Raw genomic sequence first — 6,828 nt, 5'->3', positions numbered from 1 at the left:
TCCCGTATCGGTCGGTCGCCTACCAGTTCAAGCAGCGACGGAAAGAGATGTTGCAGGCGCGTCGCAACCTGCCTGGCATTCCCAGGTTCCCTGATCCAGCGCGCCGCCCAGCCCGCGGCGTCGATGCTCTCCAGCTTCGCCGCCACTTCCGCAGGCATGATGAAATTGCCCGAGACGAACGCGCCGAAGTTCTCGGCGATGCGCACCTTGTGCTTCCCGATCACCGCCGTATGCGGCAAGGGGATACCAAACGGATGTCGAAACAGCGACACCACCGCGAACCAGTCGGCGCAGGCGCCCACCATAGCCGCTTCCGTGAACGCGCGCACATAGGCGAACCCCGGCCACATAGAACGCAGCATCGACGCCGCAATGAACAGCACCAGCATCAGTATCAGCAGGCCGGTGGCGAACAGACGCATTTGTCTGAGCTGAGCGCGACGCTCGTCGGTCAAGGACAACGCGGCGGAATCGATCGACGTATCGCTAGCCATCGCGCGACGGGCGTCAGAAGGGAAGCCTGCGCAGCAGTCCGCCACGCGGCTGCGCCCGCCTCGATTGTTGATAGCGAGCGCGGATCGACTCCGCGCCGTAGATGCGTTCGAGACGCCGGACGGTGAAATGCCCGTGTGCGACCCGGTGGAAGTGATCGGCGAAGATCACGTTCAGGGTTGCGCCACCGACGGCCCCCAGAATGGGCACGAAGCTCGCGGCCGACATATCGGAGACAACCAGGCCGAAGCGTCCCACGATTTCGCCAACCAGTTTGGCGATCACCGGCGTCGAGGCGTTGACCGCGCCGCGTTCGGACAGCAATGCGGCGACGTCGGCGGTCAGGCGCGTCAGGACGAGCCGCGCGGCGTAGTAGTCGACATTCAGCTTGTCATGCGGCCCACGCACACCGAGCGCAAATACTTCGAGGCACGCAAGGCGCGTCTCCATCAAGCCCAGGTCCTCGCCCTCGGCTCTCGCAATCTCGACGATCGCGCGCAGCATCAGCGCGGTGGTGAGCGGCAATTCGATCGGCAACGCAACCATGCCGAAGAAACCACCCACGCCACCGGCCACGCCGATCATCACCTTGTTTAGCCAGTCGGGTCCGCTTACTGACACATCGTCGTCGAGCGACTCGATGGCTATTTCCAGGCAACGGAAAATCGCCGCGCGCACCGTGCCGCGCAAGCGCTGGTTGAAGGCGCCTGGAAGGTGTTCGACGATCGCATTGAGCGGCTGCCCCGCATACTCGGCCAGACGCGCCGCGAAATGCGGGTTCTCGAGCAGATTGACCGCCGCTTCCAGCTCGCGCCGGTGCGACTCGGTCATCTTGCCGTCGACGGCAACGAGGGAAGTCGTGTTCATGAGCGTCGCAGAGCGGGGCGAATGCCGTTAAGACTCGCGACGATCGCCGAGCCGTTGCTGATCACCGCAGTGACCTCCGGACTCACGAGGCCGCCCGGGAGTGCCAGGCCGAGCGCGACTGCGTTCATCGCCGCGACGATTCCATAGTTCTGCTTGATAAGTCCGACTGCGTCACGCGAAATCTCGATAGCCTTGATCAGCTTCCACAACGAGTCCTCCATCAGGACGACGTCGGCGGATTCGTGCGTGATATCGGCGCCGTACTTCATCGCGATGCCCACATCGGCAAAGCTCAGTGCCGGCGAATCGTTGATGCCATCGCCGACCATCGCCACGGAGCGCCCCTCGCGCTGCAACTGCAGGATGACCTCGGCCTTGTCGGCCGGCATCATGTTGGCGACCTGACGCGTGAGCCCGACGCGTTTGCCGACTGCCTTCGCCACCACGGCGTTATCGCCGGTCAGCATGATGGTGTCGCGAATCCCCATGCTGTGCAGCCTTTCGACGATCTGCCGGCTTTCCGGCCTGATGCGATCTTCATAGGCGATCAGGCCGGCCAACTCGCCGTCGATCGCCACGTAGAGGCAGGAGCAGCCGCGTTCGTCGATAAGCGCACGCTCGGTCGTGATGTGGTCGACGCGGATGTCGTTCTGACGCAGAAAGCGTTCGCTGCCGACGTGCATGTAAAAGCCGTTCACCCGTCCCTCGACGCCAAGCCCGATGCGGTACTCGGTTTCGTCGCAAGGCGGCAGCACGAGTTGCAGTTCGCGGCTCTTCTCGCGCAGTGCCTCCGCGACCGGATGCTGCAGACGGGTCTCGGCCGCCACCGCAAGCGCGAGCAAGTGGTCGGACGAAACATGGCGATTGAACGACTGCATATGCACCACATGCGGCGTGCCGACGCTCAACGTGCCCGTCTTGTCGAACACCACCGTGTCGACGTGAGCGAGCTTCTCCATGTGGCCGCCACTCTTGATGACGATGCCGACGCGCGCGGCGTGAGTCATCGAGGACAGCACCGCAGTAGGCGCCGCCACGCGGATGCCGGTGCCGAAGTCGACGATCACCAGCGACAGGAAGCGATTGAAGTCGCGCGTCAACGCCGCCGTGCCGATGGCGAGACCGAGCGTCGGCAACACCAGCCGGTCGGCAAAGCGCTCGGCATGATTCTGCATGCGCGTGTCGCCCACCGGCGCCGAGTCGACGAGATGCGCGATCTGCCCCGCAGTGGTCTCCGCGCCGACGCGCAGCGCGCGCAACGTCAGTTGCCCCTCGCGCAGGATCGTCGCCGCGAACACCGCCTCGCCGATGTTGCGCGACACCGGCAGGCCTTCGCCGGTGATCGTCTTCTGGTCGACCATGCCGCTGCCATGCACGATCTCGCCATCCACGGGAATCATCTCTCCGGGGTAGACCATGATCGTGTCGTTAGCAACGAGATCGGCTGCGGGAATCGCGACGTAGACGCCGTCCCGTAGCACCCACGCCGTTTTGGACTGGAACTCGAGCAGCTCGGTCACTGCCCGCTTCGAGCCGGCCGCGGTGAGGTCGCGAATCCAGTCGCCCAGCCGGATCAGCCATGTGATCACGCCGCCCGTCATCATGTTGCCCTGCCCCATCGACACGGAGATGGCTAGCGTGTCGAGGAAGTCGACGTTCAGGCGCCGTTCGTTGCTCCACACACGCCACGCGCGAGAAAAGATCGGGTAGGCGTTGTAAAGCATCAACGGAACGTTGAGTGCGAAGAGCAGCGGATTCGCCGAGAACGACATCGCCAGCGAGAGGCTTGGCAGCGCCAGCGGCCAGCGCGGCTTCGCCGGTGGAACATGGCTGCGCGCAACGCCGACCGCGCTGGCCGCACCGCTTGGGTCAAGGAAACTCAGCAACTGATCGAGGTCGGCGAGGCTAAAGCCCTCGAGCATTTCGAGCAGGTCGGAGAGATCGCCGGCGCACTCGCTGTCGTAATGCACGATCAGGCTGGCGCAGTCGTATTTGATGCAGGCGTCATCGATGAAGTCCTGTTGCTTGAGCCACGACACCGCCGACTCGGCGAGCGGCGACGGCGTGCACAGCGCAGGCACGTGCAAGCGCACCCGTCCCGGAATCGCATGCCGGATTGAAAATTCCATGGTCTGCCCGGATCAGCGCGGTGCGGGGAGCATCGGAGCCGGGGCGGCCTGCGAGCGTGTTTCGTGCTTCATTTCGACGAAGTGGTTCACCGCAAACAGCGCGAGTGTCACCCACATCGGCGTCGCTGCCTCCGCACCGATCTCGACAAAGGTGGCGACCGCGAGGCCTCCTACCAGCACGATCTTCAGATCGATCGTGTTGCCGGTCATCGCCTTGATCTGATAGTCGACCTTCTTGACGAGGTCGACCGTCGCGCGCACGGCCTCGGAGCGCTCGGCGAGAAATTCCGCTTCCGCTTCGATTTTCTTTGCGAGTTCGTCGATTTCGTCGCCTGGGCGCGCGGCGCTGACCGTCATGTCATTCTGGGCGCAGCAATGATGGAAATGCGAATGGAATTCCGACTCCCGCTGCAGATCGTAGTGGATCACGATACTGCCGGTTTCCGGCTTGGACTTCACTTTGGTGATGCCGTTGACCGACGAAAACACGTTCTGGAACAAGGCCAGGAATTCCGGATTGTTCTTCGCAGACGGAATCTTCATGCGAATGCGTCCCGGCACCTTGTGCTCGATGCGGACTTCGCGTTTCTTTTTCCGGGCCGGCTTTGCTTCTACGCCCTCGCCGTTCGCAGAAGCAGAAGCAGAGGACGCGGCAGACTTCGATGCGCCGTTGGCAGCCGTATGAGCGGTATCGCTGCGCGCAGCGTCAGACTGAGGCACTTTACTCATAAGTGGTTCGATAGTGACGGGAGATGTCGCGCTCAGGCCTTGGCAGGCTCGGCGGCCGCCACCGGCTCGGTCGCCGCGGCCACTTCCTCGGCCTCGACTTCAGCCGCGATATCGCTCATCTGCTCGCGCACTTCGCCAACCGCGGAGCGAGCCTTGCGACCCAGCTTGTAGGCGCCGCGCACCGTCGTATTAAACAGCGGCTGAATGCGCTCGCCGAATTTCGGCAGATACTTCGGTGCAAGTGCCGCTGCCGCGCCGAGCAGGATGCCCGGAATCAGCGCCGTTTCCAGCAACGCAGCGCCAACTACGACGACACCGATCGTCGCGACCTTCGACGAAAGATTGTCGCCATTTCGAACCGGGCTCTCGTTTTCGTCTTCACTTTCAGCGACGTGCTCATGATCCGCAAAGGCACTTCCTTCGCCGAGTTTGACCTTGTACTTGCCCATGGTTCGATGATTCCTTTTCGCCTGAGGTGTGGAGAGGACAATACGGCGCCGACGCGGAACCGCAGCGACTGCGCCGATCTTTTATGCACTTGTAGCCCTGCGGCGTGACGCACCGATGACAGTGAGATTTCGGTTAGGAATGCATCGGATTACGAAAGGATATCGAGACCCGACAAGCTTTCGATTGGTAAGCCCGCCGGCGGAACGTGGTACCGTTACACCGCATCCTCGGCGGAAGGAGCCGGCACGAAACGTTTCCGGCGCCGTCAGGATGGAATTGACATTTCGAACCTGCATTTCAGGGGTCAAGCGCGAGACGTATCGAAGCTGCGTCTTTCGTAGACCGGAAACGCATATAGATAGGGGGATACTAATGTTTTATCAGTCCAGTGGTCGTTCTTCCGTAGCACGGCGATCTGCAGCGATCGCGGTCGCACTAGGTCTGTCGTCGTGGCTTTCGATCTGTGCCGCAGCCGACAGCACGGCTTCGGAACCGGCAGCAGCGTCGGCGGCGGCCAGTTCGCCAAGCGACAAAACCGTTGACCACGCAAACGGCACCGTGAGTTTCATCGACAAGAAGAATTCGATCATTGTCGTGACGCTCAAAAGCGGCCGCGAACTGAGTCTCAACGCGAAGGACCATAGCGATGTACTCGACCGGGTTAGCGTCGGCAACAAAATCGCCATCGCTTTTCTGGAGCCCTACGTCACCGCGCTTACCCCCGAGAAGGGCGCCAAACTCACGACCATGACGCACAGCGTCAAGGTGACTCAATCCACCGCTGATTCCGGCCAGGACGGGTTCCGCGCAGTGCGAACCTATGACGGTGTGGTGGAAGTCACCACGATCAACAGCAAGCTGAATCTTCTGACCATTGCAGATCGGACCGGCACGGCGCAGTCCGTCAAGGTGAGCCAACCGGACCTGGTTACCGTGATGAATTCATTGACGCATCACGAGCATGTCCATCTGACTTATGAGTCTGCGTTCAGGGTATCCATAACGCATTGATGTCGGTCGCGCGCCCGTTTGCGGGCGCGCATCGCTGGTCATCAGCCGTACACCGCTGCACTGCCACGCTGATGCAGCGGATTCACCAAGTTACGCAGCCACCACGCCCGACTGGTGCGCGACGAGCCTTGCATAGGCGCCACGCGCAGCCAGCAACTCGTCATGGCTGCCCGCCTCGACCACGCGCCCGCCATCCATCACGAGAATCGTGTCCGCGTTCTGAATGGTCGACAGACGATGCGCGATGATGATGGAGGTACGGTGCGCCATCAATTCTTCCAGCGCCGCGCGGATCTGCTGCTCGCTGATGGTGTCCAGATGCGAGGTCGCCTCGTCCATGATCAGGATCGGCGCGTCCTTGAGAAACGCGCGAGCAATCGCCACCCGCTGACGCTGACCGCCCGACAGTTGCACGCCGCGCTCGCCCACCCGCGTTGCAAGCCCGTCCGGCAAGCGGTCGACGAACTCGCTCAGCGCGGCCCGATCCAGTGCGCGGCGCACATCCTCGTCTGACACCTCGCGCCCTGCGAGACGGATGTTCGCCTCCAGCGTGTCGTTGAACAGATAGGTGTCCTGCGCCACCAGCGCAATGTGGCTGCGCAGGTCGTCAAGACGCAGCCGGCGCAAATCGGTGCCGCCCAGCTTGATTGCGCCTTGCTGCGGATCCCAGAAACGCAGCAGCAGATTCGCCGCCGTCGACTTGCCCGCGCCCGAGGCGCCGACCAGCGCCACAGTGCTGCCAGGACGCACGGTAAAGCTCACGCGGTCCAGCGCGGGTACGCTGCGGCCGGGGTACGAGAAGGTCAACGTTTCGATCTCGATCGGCGGGTTCGCGGGAACCGGGAGGTCGCCGTCGGTCACCGGTTCGTTCTCGCTTTCGACTACATGCAAGCGGCGCGTGGAGGCGATCGTATCGGCCAACTGACGCGCCACCTGACCGATCTCGGCGACGGGCATGAAGGCCGCCACGGCCACCAGCACAAGCAACGGCAACCACTGGTGACCAAACCAGCCGCGCGAGGCAAGCACAGCGCCGAGCAACGCCACGGCGAGTCCACCGAGGCCGGTCGCGATTTCCAGCGCGGCACTCTGGCGCGACAAGTCGTCGAGCAAAGCGGACCGCTGTTTCTGATAAGCCTCCAGGTCCGCG

Annotated in this window: 8 protein-coding genes; 1 reads left to right on the top strand and 7 read right to left on the bottom strand. The window is 62.8% G+C overall.

What is annotated here, in order from left to right; translation table 11 throughout:
* From M0954_RS02350 to M0954_RS02325, 6 genes are all read right to left on the bottom strand, one after another.
* On the bottom strand, nucleotides 1-494 hold a 494-nt coding region (locus M0954_RS02350), incomplete at its 3' end, for a DUF445 family protein (RefSeq protein WP_297351424.1).
* A 13-nt stretch (nucleotides 495-507) separates the two neighbouring features.
* Nucleotides 508-1,359, bottom strand: coding sequence for an EcsC family protein (locus tag M0954_RS02345; RefSeq protein WP_297351422.1), 852 nt, complete (start codon nucleotides 1,357-1,359; stop codon nucleotides 508-510).
* Nucleotides 1,356-3,488: a heavy metal translocating P-type ATPase gene (locus M0954_RS02340; RefSeq protein ID WP_297351419.1), complete on the bottom strand. Its 2,133-nt coding sequence runs from the start codon at nucleotides 3,486-3,488 to the stop codon at nucleotides 1,356-1,358. The genes M0954_RS02345 and M0954_RS02340 overlap by 4 nt, the downstream gene beginning before the upstream one ends.
* Nucleotides 3,489-3,500: 12 nt before the next feature.
* The gene (locus M0954_RS02335) at nucleotides 3,501-4,217 is read right to left on the bottom strand and encodes an HMA2 domain-containing protein (protein WP_297351417.1); all 717 of its coding nucleotides are present in this window, start codon (nucleotides 4,215-4,217) and stop codon (nucleotides 3,501-3,503) included.
* A gap of 32 nt (nucleotides 4,218-4,249) precedes the next feature.
* Nucleotides 4,250-4,666, bottom strand: coding sequence for a DUF5132 domain-containing protein (locus M0954_RS02330; protein ID WP_123384353.1), 417 nt, complete (start codon nucleotides 4,664-4,666; stop codon nucleotides 4,250-4,252).
* A gap of 381 nt (nucleotides 4,667-5,047) precedes the next feature.
* Nucleotides 5,048-5,242: a hypothetical protein gene (locus tag M0954_RS02325; protein ID WP_297351415.1), complete on the bottom strand. Its 195-nt coding sequence runs from the start codon at nucleotides 5,240-5,242 to the stop codon at nucleotides 5,048-5,050.
* Between M0954_RS02325 and M0954_RS02320 the strand changes: the two genes are divergently transcribed.
* Nucleotides 5,226-5,678: a hypothetical protein gene (locus M0954_RS02320; protein WP_297351413.1), complete on the top strand. Its 453-nt coding sequence runs from the start codon at nucleotides 5,226-5,228 to the stop codon at nucleotides 5,676-5,678. The two genes, M0954_RS02325 and M0954_RS02320, sit on opposite strands and share 17 nt — an antisense overlap.
* A 90-nt stretch (nucleotides 5,679-5,768) precedes the next feature.
* Here the strand turns inward: M0954_RS02320 and M0954_RS02315 are convergent.
* A partial coding sequence (locus M0954_RS02315) for an ABC transporter ATP-binding protein (RefSeq protein ID WP_297351411.1) occupies nucleotides 5,769-6,828 on the bottom strand: 1,060 nt, incomplete at its 5' end.

Origin of the sequence: Paraburkholderia sp., assembly GCF_026225065.1 — a bacterium.
Lineage (GTDB): Bacteria > Pseudomonadota > Gammaproteobacteria > Burkholderiales > Burkholderiaceae > Paraburkholderia.
The sequence above is the reverse complement of the archived record's forward strand: the minus strand, read 5'-3'. Positions and strand labels throughout refer to the sequence as shown.

Coding starts and splice junctions, on each gene's coding strand:
- M0954_RS02330 (WP_123384353.1), bottom strand. CDS start 4,666: ATGGGCAAGTACAAGGTCAAACTCGGCGAAGGAAGTGCCTTTGCGGAT.
- M0954_RS02345 (WP_297351422.1), bottom strand. CDS start 1,359: ATGAACACGACTTCCCTCGTTGCCGTCGACGGCAAGATGACCGAGTCG.
- M0954_RS02335 (WP_297351417.1), bottom strand. CDS start 4,217: ATGAGTAAAGTGCCTCAGTCTGACGCTGCGCGCAGCGATACCGCTCAT.
- M0954_RS02340 (WP_297351419.1), bottom strand. CDS start 3,488: ATGGAATTTTCAATCCGGCATGCGATTCCGGGACGGGTGCGCTTGCAC.